Annotated in this window: 11 protein-coding genes; all 11 read left to right on the top strand. The window is 69.5% G+C overall.

Annotation, left to right across the window (positions count from 1 at the left end):
- Window positions 1-14: 14 nt before the first annotated feature.
- The 11 genes from ASD77_RS06270 (at window position 15) to ASD77_RS06220 (ending at window position 17,090) form a co-directional block, all read left to right on the top strand.
- Window positions 15-1,349 carry a TldD/PmbA family protein gene (locus ASD77_RS06270; RefSeq protein WP_055938907.1) on the top strand — a complete coding sequence of 445 codons (1,335 nt, stop codon included), beginning with the start codon at window positions 15-17 and terminating at the stop codon, window positions 1,347-1,349.
- 134 nt (window positions 1,350-1,483) lie between these two features.
- Window positions 1,484-2,161: a DUF4159 domain-containing protein gene (locus ASD77_RS06265; RefSeq protein ID WP_235578513.1), complete on the top strand. Its 678-nt coding sequence runs from the start codon at window positions 1,484-1,486 to the stop codon at window positions 2,159-2,161.
- A gap of 103 nt (window positions 2,162-2,264) precedes the next feature.
- Window positions 2,265-3,260, top strand: a complete 996-nt coding sequence (locus ASD77_RS06260; RefSeq protein ID WP_055938901.1) for a MoxR family ATPase — start codon at window positions 2,265-2,267, stop codon at window positions 3,258-3,260.
- Window positions 3,261-3,270: 10 nt separating this feature from the next.
- Window positions 3,271-4,161 carry a DUF58 domain-containing protein gene (locus ASD77_RS06255; protein WP_055938898.1) on the top strand — a complete coding sequence of 297 codons (891 nt, stop codon included), beginning with the start codon at window positions 3,271-3,273 and terminating at the stop codon, window positions 4,159-4,161.
- The gene (locus tag ASD77_RS06250; RefSeq protein ID WP_055938895.1) at window positions 4,158-5,321 is read left to right on the top strand and encodes a BatA domain-containing protein; all 1,164 of its coding nucleotides are present in this window, start codon (window positions 4,158-4,160) and stop codon (window positions 5,319-5,321) included. The genes ASD77_RS06255 and ASD77_RS06250 overlap by 4 nt, the downstream gene beginning before the upstream one ends.
- On the top strand, window positions 5,318-7,492 hold the full coding sequence (locus tag ASD77_RS06245) for a hypothetical protein (RefSeq protein ID WP_055938892.1): 2,175 nt from the start codon (window positions 5,318-5,320) through the stop codon (window positions 7,490-7,492). Before ASD77_RS06250 ends, ASD77_RS06245 begins: the two co-directional genes overlap by 4 nt.
- Window positions 7,489-9,312, top strand: coding sequence for a carboxypeptidase-like regulatory domain-containing protein (locus tag ASD77_RS06240; protein ID WP_055938888.1), 1,824 nt, complete (start codon window positions 7,489-7,491; stop codon window positions 9,310-9,312). The genes ASD77_RS06245 and ASD77_RS06240 overlap by 4 nt, the downstream gene beginning before the upstream one ends.
- Window positions 9,313-9,442: 130 nt before the next feature.
- Window positions 9,443-9,808, top strand: coding sequence for an I78 family peptidase inhibitor (locus tag ASD77_RS06235; RefSeq protein WP_055938885.1), 366 nt, complete (start codon window positions 9,443-9,445; stop codon window positions 9,806-9,808).
- A gap of 240 nt (window positions 9,809-10,048) precedes the next feature.
- Window positions 10,049-14,521: a glutamate synthase large subunit gene (gene gltB / locus ASD77_RS06230; RefSeq protein ID WP_055938883.1), complete on the top strand. Its 4,473-nt coding sequence runs from the start codon at window positions 10,049-10,051 to the stop codon at window positions 14,519-14,521.
- 136 nt (window positions 14,522-14,657) lie between these two features.
- A complete protein-coding gene (locus ASD77_RS06225) occupies window positions 14,658-16,103 on the top strand; it encodes an FAD-dependent oxidoreductase (RefSeq protein WP_055938881.1) in 1,446 nt (481 codons plus the stop codon).
- Window positions 16,104-16,202: 99 nt separating this feature from the next.
- Window positions 16,203-17,090: a methylglyoxal synthase gene (locus ASD77_RS06220; protein ID WP_055938878.1), complete on the top strand. Its 888-nt coding sequence runs from the start codon at window positions 16,203-16,205 to the stop codon at window positions 17,088-17,090.
- Window positions 17,091-17,135: the final 45 nt, after the last annotated feature.

Genomic DNA, 17,135 nt, shown 5'->3' with positions numbered 1-17,135 from the left:
GAGATCACCAGAACATGAGCATCCTCACCGAAGCGCAGGCCAAGGCCATCCTCGACAAGGTCCTGGCGCTGTCCAAGGCCGACGAGTGCACCGCGTCCCTCACCGGCTCCGTCGACGGCAACATCCGTTTCGCGCTGAACAACGTCTCCACCAGCGGCATCGTCAGCAACACCGACCTGGCCGTGCAGGTGGCCTTCGGCAAGCGCACCGGCGTGGCGACCATCAACGAGTTCGACGACGCCGCGCTGGAGCGCGTGGTCCGCCGCGCCGAAGACCTCGCCCGCCTGGCGCCGGAAAACCCCGAGTTCATGCCGGCCGTCGAGAAGCAGACCTACAAGCCCTCGCCCACCTTCAGCGAATCGACCGCCGCCATCACGCCGGAATTCCGTGCGCAGGTCGCGGCCGATTCCATCGCGCCCTGCAAGGCCGAGAAGCTGATCGCCGCCGGCTTCCTGGAAGACGGCCAGAGCTTCGTCGCCTTCGCCAACAGCAAGGGCAACTTCGGCTACCAGAAGGCCACCGCGTTCAACTACACCTGCACCGTGCGCACCGAAGACGGCCGCGGTTCCGGCTGGGTCGGCCGCAACCTGAAGGATGCCAACGCGTTCAAGGCCGACAGCGATATCCGCACCGCGATGCGCAAGGCCAGCGAATCGGCCGAAGCCAAGGCGCTGGAGCCGGGCAAGTACACGGTCATCCTGGAACCGGCCGCAGCCGCGGGCCTGATCTCGTTCATGATGAACTTCTTCGACGCGCGCCAGGCCGACGAAGGCCGCAGCTTCCTGTCCAAGAAGGGCGGCGGCAACAAGCTGGGCGAGCAGGTCTACGATCCGCGCGTCAACATCAGCGCCGACCCGTGGCACCCCGGCGCGGAAGTGATGCCGTGGGACAACGAAGGCCTGCCGCGCGAGAAGATGGCCATCGTCGAGAACGGCAAGGTGGTCAACCTGGAGTACTCGCGCTTCTGGGCGCAGAAGCAGGGCAAGCGCGCGGTCGGTTCGCCGGGCAACCTGCTGGTCGCCGGCGGCACCAAGTCCACCGCCGAGCTGGTCGCCGGCACGCAGAAGGGCATCCTGGTCACCCGCACCTGGTACATCCGCATGGTCGATCCGCAGACCGTGCTGCTGACCGGCCTGACCCGCGACGGCACGTTCTACATCGAGAACGGCCAGATCAAGTACCCGGTGAAGAACTTCCGCTTCAACGAGTCGCCGGTGATCATGCTCAACAACATCGAGGAACTGGGCCGGCCGGTGCGCGTGGCCGGCGACGAGTCCAGCTTCGTGATGATGATCCCGCCGATGAAACTGCGCGATTTCACCTTCACCTCGCTGTCGGACGCGGTGTAACGGCGAGAAGCGAGTGGAGAGGAGTGAGGAGTGAGTAGAAGCGAGATGGATCGTGGGGCGGTGGGGGCAGCGCTCACTCCTCACTCCTCTTACCTCACTCCTCCCCCATGACCCGCGCCGAGTTCCTGAAGCTCATGGCCGGCGGCCTCGCCGGCGCGCTGCTGGCCGGCGCATCGCGCAGCGCACGTGCGGCGGGCAACTACGACTTCCGCTTCACCCGCCTGAAGTACGACTCCGGCGACTGGGACGTGGACGCGCGCATGCCGTCCAACCTCATCACCTCGCTGATCGACTACACCAGCCTGCGCGTGGACCCGAAGGAACACGTGCTGGCGCTGGCCGACCCGCGCATGCTAGCCGCGCCGTTCTGCTACCTGGCGGGGCACAAGCTGGTGGATTTCAACCCGGCGGAGAAGCGCAACTTCGAGCGCTACGTGCGCAACGGCGGCTTCGTCTTCGTCGACGACTGCAACCACGACATCGACGGCCTGTTCGCCAAGTCGTTCGAGGCGCAGATGGCCGCGATCTTCGGCGCAAAGACAATGAAGAAGCTGCCCAACACGCACGCGATCTACTCCTCGTTCTTCACGTTCGACGGTCCGCCCGCCACCAGCTTCGAGCTCAACGGCTGGGGCGACGACCTGGTGCACGAGTACCTGCAGGGCATCGAGATCAACGGCCGCCTCGGTGTGCTCTACAGCAACAAGGACTACGGCTGCGAGTGGGACTACGACTGGCGCAACAAGCGCTTCCTGGCCGAGGACAACACGAAGTTCGGTGTCAACCTCGTGATCTATGCGTTGACGACATGACCCTGTTCGCCCACCGCACTGTTTCCGGCGTCATCCCAGCGAACGCTGGGATGACGTTGCTCCTCACTGCAACCCGCTGCATTGAAAGCAGCAAGGAAACCCCATGACCGCCGCCCTCACCGAATCCGACCTCCAGCAGCAACTCGCGAAACTCGGCGAACTCCGCGCCGCCATCGGCCAGGCCATCGTCGGGCAGCAGGATGTCGTCGAGCAACTGCTGATCGGCCTGCTCGCCGGCGGCCACTGCCTGCTCGAAGGCGTGCCCGGGCTCGGCAAGACGCTGCTGGTGCGCTCGCTGGGCCAGGCGCTGCACCTGCAGTTCCGCCGCGTGCAGTTCACGCCCGACCTGATGCCCAGCGACATCCTGGGCACCGAACTGCTGGAGGAGGACCATGGCACCGGCCACCGCCACTTCCGCTTCCAGCCCGGGCCGATCTTCACCCACCTGCTGCTCGCCGACGAACTGAACCGCACGCCGCCGAAGACGCAGGCCGCGCTGCTGGAAGCGATGCAGGAGCGCACCGTCAGCTATGCCGGCACCACGCATGAACTGCCCTCGCCGTTCTTCGTGCTGGCCACGCAGAATCCGCTGGAACAGGCCGGCACCTACCCGTTGCCGGAAGCGCAGCTGGACCGCTTCCTGCTGCACATCCGCGTGGAGTACCCGAGCGAGCAGGAAGAACACGACATCCTGGCGCAGACCACCGGCCGTGCCGGCGGCGACGTGCCGCGGGTGATGGAGGGCGAGGCCGTGCTCGCGCTGCAGAAGCATGTCCGCGACGTGCACGTCAGCGACGACCTGTTGCGCTGGATCACCCGGCTGGTGCGCGCCAGCCGGCCCGGCGACGGCGTGCCCGACGAGGTCCGCAAGTACGTGCGCTGGGGCGCAGGTCCGCGCGCCGGCCAGTCGCTGGTGCTCGCCGCCAAGGCGCGCGCGCTGCTGCACGGCCGCCTGGCCGCCACGCGCGAGGACATCATCGCCCTGGCGCAGCCGGTGATGCGGCACCGCCTGCTGCTGTCGTTCGCGGCCGAAGCCGAACAGGTCAGTGCCGACGATGTGATCGCCGCGCTGCTGCGCGGCGTGCCGCTCGCCGCCTGATCGGGCTTCCATGGCGCACGACCTGATCCCCGCCGACGTCCGCAGCCGGTTGAAGGAGCTGCGGCTGACCGCGCGCCGCGCGATCGGCGCGCAGGGGATCGGCGTGCACCACAGCCGCAGCCGCGGTGCCGGGCTGGAGTTCGCGCAGTACCGCGCCTACGAACCGGGCGACGAGCTGCGCCAGATCGACTGGAAGCTGTACGCACGCTCGGACCGCTTCTTCGTGCGTGAGGCCGAACGCGAGAGTCCGCTGACGGTGTGGATTGTGCTGGACGCGACCGCCTCGATGACGCAACGCGATGGCGAACGCGGCACCCGCTTCGATGCCGCGCGGCGACTGGCCGCCTGCATCGCCGAGCTGGCGCTGCGCCAGGGCGACCGCTTCGGCCTGCTCGTGTTGCACGGCGATGGCGTGCGCCTGGTGTCCCCGGGCAATGGCGCGCGCCAGCGCGACCAGCTGCTGCTGGCGCTGCACGGGCTGAGCGCGGGCGGGACGTTTCCCGCGGCCGACAACCTCGCGCCGGTGTGGGAACGGATCGGTGCCGGCGATCTGGTGATGGCGCTGAGCGATGGGTTCGACGAGGCGATGATCGCGCTGATCGAACGCCTGGCCGCCGCCCGCCGCGAGGTGCTGGCGATCCAGCTGCTGACGGCGGACGAGCGCGACTTCCCGTTCACCGGCGGCCATCGCTTCCGCGATCCGGAGACCGCCGAGGAACTGCTGGGCGATGCCGCCGCGCTGCGCGCCGACTATCTGCAGCGTTTCGCCGAGGCGCAGCGCCTGCTCGATGCGCGACTGGATGCCAGCGGCATCCGCCATGCGCGCTACTACACCGATCAGCCGCTGGACCTGCCGCTGCGGCGGCTGTTCGGCGCGCGCGACGCGGCGGAGTACGCATGAGCCTGTCACTGCTGCTGCCCGCCGGACTGGCCGCGCTCGCCGCGTTGCTGCTGCCATTGCTCCTGCACCTGGCGCGCCGCCACGAACAGACGCCGACCGACTTCGCTGCGCTGCGCTGGCTGCGGCAGAAACCCAAGCCCCGCCACCGCATCCGCTTCGACGAATGGCCGCTGCTGCTGGTGCGCCTGCTGCTGCTGACACTGCTGGCGCTGTGGTTGGCCAAGCCCGTGCTGTCCGGCGCGGACGACACGCGTCCATGGATCATAGCTATCCCTGGCGTGGACGTTGCGGGCGTGCGCAGGCAGGCACCCGATGCCGAGGCCCGCCTGCACTGGTTGGCGCCCGGCTTTCCTTCGCTGGAGCAAGCCGCACCCGCCGGCACGCCCGCCATCGGCAGCCTGTTGCGCCAACTGGATGCAGAGCTGCCGCCGGGGGCGCCGCTGACCGTCATCGTGCCGGCGACGCTGCAAGGCGCGGACGCGGAACGCCCGCTGCTGTCGCGCGCAGTGACCTGGACCGTGGTCGAGGGCGCAATGGCGGCACCCCCCGCGTTCGTCTCGCCGCCGCCCACGCTCGCGGTGCGCCACACGGCAGGCAACGACACGGGGCTGCGCTATCTGCGCGCCGCTGCGCTGGCCTGGCAACCCGCGTCCTCGACGTCGTCGTCGCTGCAGGTCGGAACGGCTGACGAACCCCTGCCTGCCACCACGATGCCGCTGGTCTGGCTGGTACCCGGCCCGGTGCCGGCAACCGTCGTGCAGTGGATCGTGTCCGGCGGCACGTTGCTGCTGGCGAACGACAGCGCGCTCGACGGTTTCACCGCCGACACGACGCCGTGGCGCGATGCCGATGGCGCCGCGCTGGTCGAAGCGGCCAGACGCGGCAAGGGCCGCGTGCTGCGCTTCACCCGTCCGCTGCGGGCGGATGCGATGCCTGAACTGGTCGAGGCCGACTTCCCGCAACACCTGCGCGCGTTGTTCCATGCGCCTGGCGCTGCCCCAACTCGCGTGCTGGCGACCGACTACGCGCCGGCGACCGGGGGCGCGACGTATCCGGTCGCACCGCGCGACCTGCAGCCATGGCTGGCGCTGCTGATCGTCCTGCTGGTGCTGGTGGAGCGCTGGATGGCGACGCGCCGCATACGAGGCGTGGCGCCATGACGCCGTCCGCAAGCGACCGTCTGGGGCAGGCGCGCCGGCATGCGCTGCTAGGCCAGCTGCTGCTGGGCGCGGCGATCCCGGTGGCGGTGGGCGGTGTGCTGTGGCGGCTAACGTCGCCGGGCCTCGCGATGATGATCGCCGTCATCGGTTTCTCGCTGCTCGCGATCCTCGCGTGGCGACGGACGCGTGCGTTCGACACGCGCTGGCTGGTGCGGCAACTGGATGCGCGGCGCGCCGATCTCGACGACAGCACCGACCTGCTGCTGACGCCACCCGCGTCGTTGACGCCCCTGCAGCAGTTGCAGCAGGCGCGCGTGCGCGAACGCCTGCGCGCGCAGCCCGCGCCGGACCTTCGCACGCCGTGGCCGTGGGCACGCATCGTCGCACTGTGGATCGCGGCCGCCGTCGTGATGGCGACGGCGCTGTTATGGCCCGGTCGCGCGACCGGACCCGGCGCGCTCCAGCCTTCCGACGAGCCGGTCCCCACCGCGCCCGGCATCCCGCACCTCGTCGCGCAACGCCTGCACGTGGTGCCGCCCGCCTACACCGGCCTCGCCGCGCGCGACGAGGCCTCGCTCGACACCAAGGCGCCCGCCGGCTCGCGGCTGGCATGGACGCTGCGCTTCGAGCCGCAACCGTCCACGGCGGCGCTGGTCTTCCACGACGGCCAGCGCATCGGACTGCGCCGCACGGGCGACACCTGGCAGGCGACGCACGTGCTGGCGAAGTCGACGCTGTACCGCGTGGTCGCGGCCGGCACCGAAGGCCAGCCGCCGACGAAGCTGCGCCGGCTGGATGCGATTCCCGACCGTGTGCCGGAGGTGAAGGTCCTCGCGCCGGACCGCGGTCTCAGTCTGGTGACGGTCGGGCAGACGCGGTGGCCGCTGGCCTTCGAGGCGCGCGACGACTACGGCATCGCGCCGAGCGCGACGCTGAAGCTGACGCTCGCGCAGGGCAGCGGCGAGAACATCGCCTTCAAGGAACAGGTGATGACGCTGCGTGGCACCGGTCCGGCGACGGCACGCCGCTTCACCGCCTCGCTGGACCTGAAGGCGCTGGGCATGGCGGTGGGGGACGACCTGATCGCGCAGCTCACCGTGCAGGACACGCGTTCGCCCGCGCCGCAGCGCGCGCAGAGTCCCGGCCTGATCCTGCGCTGGCCGGCCGACCTTGGCCAGGAGAGCACAGGGCTGGAAGGGATGGTGAAGAAGGTGATGCCGGCCTACTTCCGCAGCCAGCGCCAGATCATCATCGACGCCGAAGCGCTGCAGAAGCAGAAGCGCAGCCTGGCAGCCGATACGTTCGTCACCCGCTCGGATGCGATCGGCGTGGACCAGCGCATCCTGCGCCTGCGTTACGGCCAGTTCCTCGGCGAGGAAGCCGAAGGCGAGCCGCAACCGCCGCCGACGAATGATGCCGAGGAAGCGCATGCGGACGGCGACGGCCACGACCACGCTGGCGAATCCGCACAGGCCGACGACGGCCACGGGCATGGCGAGGTCACCAGCGCGACCGGCGCCAGCTTCGGCCGCGAAGCCGACGTGCTGGAGGCGTACGGCCACACCCACGACCATGCCGAAGCCGCGACCCTGCTCGATCCGGAGACGCGCGCCACCCTGAAGAAGGCGCTGGACCAGATGTGGCAATCGGAACTTCACCTGCGCCAGGGCCATCCGGACCAGGCGCTGCCGTTCGCCTACAAGGCGCTGGAGTACATCAAGCAGGTACAGCAGGCGACCCGCATCTACCTGGCGCGGGTGGGGCCGGAACTGCCGCCGATCGACGAGACGCGCAGGATGGGTGGCGACCGCACCGGCATCGCGCCGCGCGCGCTGGGACCGCTCGCGCGCCAGCAGGACGACGATGCACCGGCACCCGCGCGTGCCTGGGCCGCGCTCGCGAACGACCGCGTGCCCGCGGATGCCGCCGACCTTGACGCGTTGCAGGCCTGGCTGCGCAACAACGAAGCGCGCGTGCCGGATGCGCTGGACCTGTTCGCGGCCATCGACGAAGTGCGTGGCGATCCGGATTGCGCGCCCTGCCGGCAGCGGCTGCGGTCGCTGCTGTGGTCCGCCTCGGCACAGCCGCCCGCGCAGGTGCCGCGACGCGGCGCGACCGACGACGTGGGGCGTCGCTACCTGGATGCCCTGCGGCAGGAGCCGGCGCGATGAACGCCATGTCCCTGTCGCTGCTGCTGGCCGGTCTGCTGACGCTGGCCGTCGTGATGGCGTGGCTGCGCCTCGCGTTGTGGCGTCACGGCGCACCGCATGACCGTCGCGGTTCGCCGACGCGCTTCGCGTTGCTGTGCCTGCTGCAACCCGTGGTCGCGCTGCTGCTCTACGTCACCCTGCTGCCGCCACGACAGACCACGACCACCGGCACGCTGGTGGTGATGACCGCACAGGCGGATCGCGTCGCTCTGCCCGCATCGCTGGACGGCCAGCCGCGCGTCGCGCTGCCGGAAGCACCGGCCGGTCTCGACGCCGAACGCGTCCCCGACCTCGGCACCGCACTGCGCCGTCGTCCGGAGGTCCGTGCGCTGTACATCGTCGGCGCCGGCCTGGAGCCGCGCGACCGCGATGCGGTGGATGGACGCGCACTGGCCTTCTCCGCGGCGCCGTTGCCGCGCGGCATCGTGCAGCTCTCACCCATCGCACCGGTCGCGACGGGCGCCGGCTTCGTCGCCAGCGGCCGCGTGCACGGCATTCCGCAGGCGACGGTGGTCCTGCGCGATCCGGCCGGCCAGCGGGTCGATGCGACGACGGTCGATGCGCAGGGGGGCTTTCGCCTCGACGGGCTGAGCCGTTTGTCGGGGCCAGCGCAGTTCCGCATCGAGGTGTTGGATGCGAAGCGTGCGGTCATCGACACCGCCACCGTGCCGGTATGGACCCAGCCCGCCTCGGCGCCGCGCGTCTGGGCCTTGGCCGGCGCACCGAACGCGGAATGGAAGTACCTGCGCCGCTGGGCCGCCGACGCCGGCATTCCGCTGCATCTGCAGATCAGCCTGGGCGGCGGCCTGCAGCTGGGCGATGCGCCGCTGCCGATGACGGCCGACACGCTGCGCCGCTTCGACCTGGTGCTGCTGGACGCGCGCAGCGCCGCCGCGCTCGGTGACGGACAACGTGCAGCCCTCGTGGCGGCGGTCCGTGACGGCCTCGGCGTGCTGGTGCGTGCCGATGGCGCACTGGCACCAGGCGTGCAACGCATGCTCGGCCTGGCGCTGACCGGCCGCGATGACGCGGAATTCCAGCTGCCGCGTCCTGCGCCCGACGACGACGCCTGGCGCGCTCGCCGCGGCGCCGGCACGGCGGACGCACCGGTCGATGCCGATGCGATACCGGCCGGCCTGTCGACGCTGACGCGACAGGCGCTGCGCACGACATCGCCGGACGCGATCCCGCTGCTGCGCGCGGCCGACGGCACGGCGGTCGCGTGGTGGCGTGCGGAAGGGCGCGGCCGCATCGGCGCGTGGACGCCGACCGACACCTACACCCTGGCCCTGACCGGCCATGCCGATACGCATGCCGTGCTGTGGTCTCAGGCGCTGGGAACGCTGTCCCGGACGGGCACAGAGATGGCGCTGTCGGCACCTGACGACGCCCGCGTCCCGCAGCGCGTGGCGCTGTGCGCTCTCGCCGGCGGCGCGCAGGTGAGCGCACCGGATGGCACTGTCACCCGCCTGCAGCGCGACCCGGCCACCGGCGCCGCGGGCTGTGGCGGCTTCTGGCCACGCATGGCCGGCTGGCACCAGCTGACCCTGGGCGATGCGACCGCACCGTTCCACGTGCGCGCGGCGGACGATGCACCCCAGCTGCATGCGATGGCGGTACGCGAACACACACGGCAACTGGCATCGCGCGCGCCGTCCAGCGTCGCGGCCTCGTCGAGAACGGAAGGCGCTCGCGGGCCGGCATGGCCCTGGTTCCTCGGCTGGCTGTTCGCAAGCGGCCTGCTTTGGTGGCTGGAGCGGCGGCGTCCCGCGGCGGGCTGAAAAGGTCCGAGGTTCCGGTCCGCTCGTAAGGTGTCCACGGCCGATCGACGGAACCGCTCGGACCGTGCTTAACGACTAGCGAATGTCGTATGCGTAATCTCTCCTTCAGACCCATTCTCCGGAGCTCCGCATGATCCGAACGGCGATCCCCGCCCTGCTGCTGACCCTCTCGCTGGCCGCGTGCAGCGCGCCCGAATCCGACGAGCAGACCGCCGCCGCCGAGCAGTCCCAGGCCGCCGCCAGCGAAGCCGCGGAGCCGGCGCCCGCGCAACCTGCACCCACGGAACTCGCCGGCACCTGCGACGACACCCAGGCGCAGTGGATCATCGGCAAGACGCCGACCGACCAGGAGATCGAGCAGGCCAAGACCGACAGCAAGTCGGAGGCCGTGCGCGCGCTCAAGCCCGGCGATGCCGCGACGATGGACTTCAACCCGAACCGCCTGAACATCATCCTCGACGACAAGGGCGCGGCGACCTCGGTCAACTGCGGCTGAGATTCCCAGCGACGCGTTTGGCCGGCGAGCCGCCTGTGTCCGCACAGGCGGCTTTTTCATGCGCGATGAACACGCTTGCACGTCCAGCAAAAAGTTGCCGTTGCAACCAACAAGTGGTGTGTCAGAGGTGTTGTTGCGGCATCGCAACAACTGTGATTTAGTCGGGTTTCCGGTGACATTTCGAAGTGCCGCTGCGCGGGCAGGGCACGGTGTCGCCGTCACTCCGGTTTGAGGCAACACATGGCCCCTCGCAATCGCCAAGGCGGCTTCGACCACGGTCTGTACGACCCGAACGACGAGCGCGATGCCTGCGGCTTCGGCATGATCGCGCAACTCGACGATCAGCCCTCGCGTGCGCTGGTGGATACCGCCATCGCCGCGCTGTCGCGCATGACCCATCGTGGCGGCGTCGCCGCCGACGGGCTGACCGGCGACGGCTGCGGCCTGCTGATCCGCAAACCGGACGCTTTCCTGCGCGCGCTGGCGAGCGAAGCCGGCATCGCGCTGGGCGCGCGCTTCGCGTCCGGCCTGGTGTTCCTGCCGCACGACGACGCGCAGGCCGCACAGTGCCGCGCCACGCTGGAAGCCGAACTGTTCCGTGCCGGCGTGGCGGTGAAGGGCTGGCGCGTGCCGCCGACCAACGACAGCGTCTGCGGCCAGCTGGCGAAGGACACGCTGCCGCGCATCGAGCAGCTCTACGTCGAGGCCGACGACGGCCAGAAGGACGAAGCGTTCTCGCTGGCGCTGTTCCTCGCGCGCCGCCGCGCCGAACAGCAGCTGCGCACGGCCGTGTCCGATTTCTACGTGGTCACGCTGTCGCCGCATGCCATCGGCTACAAGGGCATGGTGCTGCCGGACAAGCTGGCCGCGTTCTACCCGGACCTGCGACGCGCGGAACTGGCCAGCAGCGCGGTGGTGTTCCACCAGCGCTTCTCCACCAACACGCTGCCGCGCTGGCCGCTGGCGCATCCGTTCCGCCTGCTGGCGCACAACGGCGAGATCAACACCATCGAGGGCAACCGCCGCTGGGCGCAGGCGCGCAGCAAGGTGTGGAAGACGCCGTGGTTCGACATCGGCGAGTTCGACCCCGTCATCTCCATGCACGGCTCCGACTCGCAGAGCCTGGACAACATGCTGGAGCTGCTGGTCGCCGGCGGCATGGAGCTGATCCAGGCGCTGCGCATCCTGGTACCGCCGGCCACGCAGTCGCTGGAGTTCAAGGACGCCGACCTCGCCGCGTTCTACGAGTTCTACGGCCTGAACACCGAACCGTGGGACGGGCCGGCCGGCATCGTCTCGATGGACGCGCGCTACGCCGCCTGCACGCTGGACCGCAACGGCCTGCGACCGGCGCGCTGGATGCTGACCAGCGACCGCCACTTCATCGTCGCCAGCGAAGCCGGCGTGTGGGAAGTGCCGGCCGAGCGCGTCACCCGCAAGGGCAAGCTGGGCCCGGGCGAGATGATGGCCATCGACCTGCGCCGCGGCGACCTGCTCGACAGCGAAGCGGTGGACCGCATCAATCGCGGTCGCGCCCCGTACAAGCAGTGGCTGCAGCAGGGCGTCACCTACCTGCAGACCGAGCTGATCGATCCGTCGCTGGTCGAGGAGCCGTTCGATGAGAAGACGCTGCGCGGCTACCACAAGCTGTTCCAGCTGACCTCGGAGGAAGTCGAAGGCGTACTGCGCCCGCTCGCCGAAACCGAGCAGGAAGCCACCGGCTCGATGGGCGACGACACGCCGATGGCCGTGTTGAGCCGGCAGACGCGGCCGCTGTACGACTACTTCCGCCAGGCGTTCGCGCAGGTCACCAATCCGCCGATCGATCCGCTGCGAGAAGACTGCGTGATGTCGCTGACCACCCAGCTGGGCCGGGAGACCAACATCTTCCACGCCGGCGCGGAGACGGTGAACCACGTCATCCTCAATTCCCCGGTGCTGAGCCAGCGCAAGCTGCGGCAGCTGCTGAAGATGCCGCAATACGTCGAGAAGAACCGCCTGATCGACCTGTCGTACTCACCCGAGGAAGGCCTGAAGGCCGGACTGGAACGGATCTGCCGCGAAGCCGAGCAGGCCGCGCGCGACGGCGACATCATGCTGCTGTTGTCGGACCGCTATCCGCAGCCTGGCAGGCCGATGGCGCATGCGCTGCTCGCCACCGGCGCGGTGCATCACCACCTCTGTCGCGTGGGTCTGCGCTGCGATGCCAACCTGATCGTCGAAACCGGCACCGCGCGCGATCCGCACCACATGGCCTGCCTGATCGGCGTGGGTGCCACCGCGGTCTATCCGTACCTGGCCTACCAGACGCTGTTCGACCTGGGCCGACGCGGCATCCTGCAGATCAAGAAGGGCGGCGAGCAGGCGCAGATCGGCCGCAGCTACCGCAAGGGCGTCTACAAGGGCCTGTCCAAGATCATCTCGAAGATGGGCATCTGCACGATCAGCAGCTATCGCGGCGCGCAGCTGTTCGAGATCGTCGGCCTGGATCCGGACGTGGTGGACCTGTGCTTCGCCGAAACGCCTTCGCGCATCGGCGGCGTCGGCTTCGAGCGGCTCGACCTGGAAGCGCGCCAGCTCGACGCGCGCGCGTGGAACGACCGCGAATCGCCCGAGGTCGGCGGCCTGTTGAAGTACGTGCACGGTGGCGAATACCACATGTACAACCCGGATGTGGTGATGACGCTGCAACGTGCCACGCGCACCGGCGACGCCCGCGACTGGCAGGCGTATGCGGATGCGGTGAACACGCGTCCGCCCTCCGCGCTGCGCGACCTGCTGCAGCTGAAGAAGGCCGATACGGCGACGCCGATGGACGAGGTCGCCGGTGCGTCCGACCTGCTGCGCCGGTTCGACACCGCAGCGATCAGTCTCGGTGCGCTGTCGCCGGAAGCGCACGAAGCGTTGGCCATCGCGATGAACCGCCTGGGCGGCCGCAGCAACTCCGGCGAAGGCGGCGAAGATCCCGCCCGCTACGGCACCGAGAAGCGCAGCAAGATCAAGCAGGTCGCGTCCGGCCGCTTCGGCGTGACCCCGGAATACCTGGTCAATGCCGAAGTGCTGCAGATCAAGGTCGCGCAGGGCGCCAAGCCCGGCGAAGGAGGCCAGCTGCCCGGCCACAAGGTCAACGAACTGATCGCGCGGCTGCGCTACGCCCGGCCCGGCATCGGCCTGATCTCGCCGCCGCCGCACCACGACATCTATTCCATCGAAGACCTCGCGCAGCTGATCTACGACCTCAAGCAGGTCAACCCGACCGCGCTGGTGTCGGTGAAGCTGGTCAGCCATGCCGGCGTGGGCACCATCGCCGCGGGCGTGGTGAAGGCCGGCGCGGACCTGATCACCATCTCCGGCCACGACGGCGGCACCGGCGCCAGCCCGGTCAGTTCGATCCGCTACGCCGGCGTACCGTGGGAACTCGGCGTGGCCGAGGCGCATCACGCACTGGTGGTCAACCAGCTGCGCGACCGCACCGTGCTGCAGACCGACGGCGGCCTGAAGACCGGCCTGGACGTGGTGAAGGCGGCGCTGCTCGGTGCCGACAGCTTCGGCTTCGGCACCGGCCCGATGATCGTACTGGGCTGCAAGTACCTGCGCATCTGCCACCTCAACAACTGCGCCACCGGTGTAGCCACGCAGGACGAGCGCCTGCGCACGCAGTACTTCACCGGCCTGCCCGAGCGCGTGGAGAACTTCTTCCGCCTGCTCAGCGAAGAAGTGCGGCAGTGGCTGTCGTATCTGGGCGCGCGTTCGCTGGACGAGATCGTCGGCCGCACCGACCTGCTGCAACAGATCGAGGCGGCGCCGCGCGAGGGCGTGAACATCGACCTGTCGCGCCTGCTGAAGGGCGCGCAGGTCGACAACGGCAGCTGCGCGGCGCAGCGCCTGTATGAATCGCCGGACAGCCTGGCGACCCAGCTCGACGGCCTGCTGGCCGAGCCGATCCGCAGGAAGCGCGGCGGCGACCATCGCTTCCTGATCCACAACACCGACCGCAGCATCGGGACGCGCTTGTCCGGCACCATCGCCCGCGTGCATGGCAACCACGGCATGGCCGACGCGCCGATCACGCTCCGCTTCCGCGGTACCGCCGGACAGAGCTTCGGTGCGTTCAACGCCGGTGGCCTGCAGATGGAACTGGAAGGCGAAGCCAACGACTACGTGGGCAAGGGCATGGCCGGCGGCCGGCTGGTGGTGCGTCCGCCGCGCGGTGCGCGCTTCGAGGCACGCAACACGCCGATCATCGGCAACACCTGCCTGTACGGCGCGACGGGTGGCGAGCTGTTCGCCGCGGGACGCGCGGGCGAGCGCTTCGGCGTGCGCAACTCCGGCGCACTGGCCGTCATCGAAGGCGCCGGCGACCACTGCTGCGAGTACATGACCGACGGCATCGTGCTGGTGCTGGGCAAGGTGGGCCTGAACTTCGGTGCCGGCTTCACCGGCGGCCTGGCCTACGTGCTCGACCTGGACCGCGACTTCGTCGACCGCTACAACCACGAACTGATCGACATCCACCGCATCAGTCCCGAAGGCTTCGAGAGCCACCGCCAGCATCTGCACACCCTGGTCAGCCGCCACCGCGAACTGACCGGCAGCATCTGGGCGCAGCAGATCCTCGACGAGTTCCGCGACTACGTGGGCAAGTTCTGGCTGGTGAAGCCGAAGGCCGCGAGCATCGATTCGCTGACCGAGACTCTGCGGAGGGCTGCGTGATGGGCCCAGGGCCGTCATTCCGGCGAAAGCCGGAATCCATGTTGCTGTTGCATGTGACGGCGGCAGATGGAAGCAGGATGGATCCCAGCGTGCGCTGGGATGACGACGGGTATATCGCGATGAAGAGCCGCACCCCATGAGCAAGAAGCAGGTATTCCAGTTCCTCGACCTGCCGCGGACCATGCCGCAGCGGATTCCGCTGGAACTGCGCACGGGCGGCGACTGGGGCGAGCTGTACGGCAGGTTCGGCAAGGAGGAAGCGCAGTACCAGGCCGGCCGTTGCCTGGACTGCGGCAATCCCTACTGCAGCTGGAAGTGCCCGGTGCACAACGCCATCCCGCAGTGGCTGCAGCTGCTGCAGGAGAACCGCATCGAGGAAGCCGCCGAGCTCTGCCATTCCACCAATCCGCTGCCCGAGGTCTGCGGTCGCGTGTGTCCGCAGGACCGTCTGTGCGAGGGCAGCTGCACGCTGGAGGAATTCGGCGCGGTCACCATCGGTGCGGCGGAGAAGTACATCGTCGACACCGCGCTGGCCAACGGCTGGCGACCCGACCTGAGCGACGTGCAGCCGACCGGCAAGCGGGTGGCGGTGATCGGCGCAGGACCGGCGGGCCTCGGTTGCGCGGATCGTCTGGCGCGCGCCGGCATCCAGGCGGTCGTGTATGACCGCTACGAACAGATCGGCGGCCTGCTGCAGTTCGGCATTCCCAGCTTCAAGCTCGACAAAAGCGTCATCGCCACCCGCCGCGAGGTGCTGGAGGGCATGGGCGTGGAGTTCCGCCTGGGCGTGGACGTCGGTCGCGACGTCGCCCTGGCGCAGTTGTTGGACGACTACGACGCCGTCTTCCTCGGCACCGGCGCCTATCGCTACACCGATGGCGGGCTGCCGGGCCAGGACCTGGACGGCGTGCTGCCTGCCCTGCCCTTCCTGGTGCAGAACGGCCGCATCGTCGGCGGCAGCGATCCGTGGGGTCGACCGATCGCCGGCTGGGAAGACAAGTTGGCCTTGCCCGACCTGCACGGCAAGCGCGTGGTCGTTCTGGGCGGTGGCGACACCGGCATGGACTGCGTGCGCAGTGCGATCCGCCTGGGCGCGGCGAAGGTCACCTGCGCGTATCGGCGCGACGAAGCCAACATGCCCGGTTCCGCGCGCGAAGTCGCCAATGCGCGCGAGGAAGGCGTGCGCTTCCTGTTCAACCGCCAGCCGCTCGCCATCGTGGCGGGCGACGACGGCCGCGTGGCCGGCGTGCAGGTGGTGGAAACGACGCTCGGCGAGCCGGATGAGCGCGGCCGCCAAAGCGCGGTGCCGATCGAAGGCAGCGAGTCGCTGCTGGACGCGGACGTGGTGATCATCGCGTTCGGCTTCTCGCCCAGCGTGCCTGCGTGGCTGGCCGAGCTCGGCGTGGAAGGTACGCCGAACGGCCGCATCGTGGTCGGTGGCGGCGACCGCCTCGCCTTCCAGACGACCCACCCCAGGCTGTTCGCCGGCGGCGACGCGGTGCGGGGTGCGGATCTCGTCGTCACCGCGGTGGCGGAAGGCCGCGACGCCGCGGGCAGCATCGCGACGCTGTTGTTGCCGTAGAGCGGAGCTTGCTCCGCTGCGTTTGATTCGGCGATCCCCACGAGCCGAGCGAGCTCGGCTCTACGCTAGACTCGTCGCTCCGCCCTCATCCGATCGAACATGCGCCTCGGTCTTGCCGCCAACCGCCTGCACCACCACACCGAGGACGCTGCGTTGTTCCGCTGGCTGCGTGCCAGCGAACCCGGTATACGCGAGCTGGGCCTGGGACTGCACGTGGTGGGCCGCACGCACGACGCCATTGCCGCGGCCGGCATGCTGCGCGGCTACGCGGCGCTGAAACGCTATCCCTACGGCCGCGATGGCGGACTGATGAAGCTGGTGGCGGAAGTCGTCGGCCTGGAAGGCGCCGAACGTCACCTCGACGGCGCGATCTATTTCATCGATCCCGTCGATCCGTCCTCGATCTTTCCCGAAGCCATCGCGCTGAAGCGGCAGTGCGTGATCCACGGCAAGCCGTTCCTGTCCACGGTGGCCTCGGCGCGCGACTGGATCGAGATGGAACGCATCCACGCCGGTTTCGCACCGGACCGCGGTGCGGACCGTTTCCATGACCTGGCATCGCAGACGCTGGCGCTGATCGCACACGATGCGATGAAACCGCAGATGCTCGCCTTCGCCGATACGTACTTCGATGTGCTGTCGCGCTTCGGCCACCGCATGGCCACCGGCACCACCGGCCAGCGTCTCAACGAACTGGCATGGAGCCGCGGCTGGCCGCAGGACACGCCGTGGGTGGAGCGCTTCCAGAGCGGCCCGCTCGGCGGCGACGCGCAGATCGCCGACCGCGTGCTGGAGCGCCGCTGCCAGCGGGTGATCTTCTTCGAGGACCCGCACGTCGCGCGCCAGCACGAGGCCGACATCCAGCTGCTGGAGCGCGCAGTGACCACCGTCACCGATGAAGCGGTGTGCACCACCTCGCTGACGGTAGCCAAGCGGTGGTGCGAGGCGGTGACGAAGCGCCGACTCGCTGTTGTGGGAGCGACGTAAGTCGCGAAAGCACGAGGCAAGTCGGTGTCCACATGTAGTGCATCG

This window comes from Pseudoxanthomonas sp. Root65, from assembly GCF_001427635.1.
Classification (GTDB): domain Bacteria; phylum Pseudomonadota; class Gammaproteobacteria; order Xanthomonadales; family Xanthomonadaceae; genus Pseudoxanthomonas_A.
Note: the sequence above shows the minus strand (reverse complement) of the source record. Positions and strands in the feature narration are given on the sequence as shown.